This is a genomic window from Vibrio sp. Y176 (assembly GCF_033438945.1).
This window is the reverse complement of sequence record NZ_JAWOQS010000246.1, coordinates 1-867: the sequence shown is the minus strand read 5'-3', so window position 1 is coordinate 867 and position 867 is coordinate 1. Positions and strand designations below refer to the sequence as shown.

At 39.8% G+C, this 867-nt stretch carries 1 protein-coding gene; it reads right to left on the bottom strand.

Translation table 11 applies throughout. The features are described from left to right. The coding region (locus R7O13_RS25345; RefSeq protein ID WP_318305005.1) for a helix-turn-helix transcriptional regulator at window positions 1-802 on the bottom strand (802 nt) is incomplete at its 3' end. Window positions 803-867 lie beyond the last annotated feature (65 nt).

Here is an 867-nt window from a genome sequence, read left to right as displayed (position 1 = left end):
TAAGGCTTGGTTTATCCCCTGCTGCTGCAATTGCGTAGCGAATATCGTCAATAAAACGAGATTCTGTTTCTACAATTCCATCAGAGAATGTCACTGGTTGATGTGGCCCAGCAAGTAGAACTACGTTTGTGAAGTCGGAAACATTAAAGTTTTCAGCGCCAACATTCTTCGAGGGAAAATCAATCACCGTTTTCGCTACTTGATCTTCAAGCTCCAGCAACTGTTCTTCCGTAATTTTCATTCGCGCCAAAGCAACACGAACACATTTATCATGTGTCGTTGTTTGCTCTTTGATTATCTCGGTGTACTTATCGTTTAACTTCGAGTTTTCTGCGTAGCTGTAGTACAGCGGGCCGTGCAACGTAATACTTTTGTTTTCATCTACGTAAACAAGGTCTAGCAACTCTAGTGCACCCAGATAATCAGACATGCTTTGCTCTGATAAGTCGTATTTCTTCTTTAAAATTGTGTATCCATCTTTTCCGCGCAACATCCTCAGTTCACGATAAAAATCGTAAAGATGTGGGAACTGAAAAAACACTTCATCTTGTGTTCGACTAAAATAATCTTCATCTTCACCTTGCAACTGATTGGCTAACTTTTGCAATTCATCCAATGTACAGTCAATCGCACGACAGTATTCAAGCAGTTTATCTAACGCGAGGTTGGTACTGGTTAAATGTCTCTTAAAAGTGGACAATGGCATGCCCATTTTTTCAGAGAGCTCTCGATATGTTAGCCCCTTTGTTTTAATCGCTTGTCGTAAAGCGGCTAGCAAATATTCGGGAGTCAGATCTCTCATCTACTATTCCTTTTGGCAATGTTACAGCTTTATAATATTTGTAACAATTTAGAGCTTATTAGCAA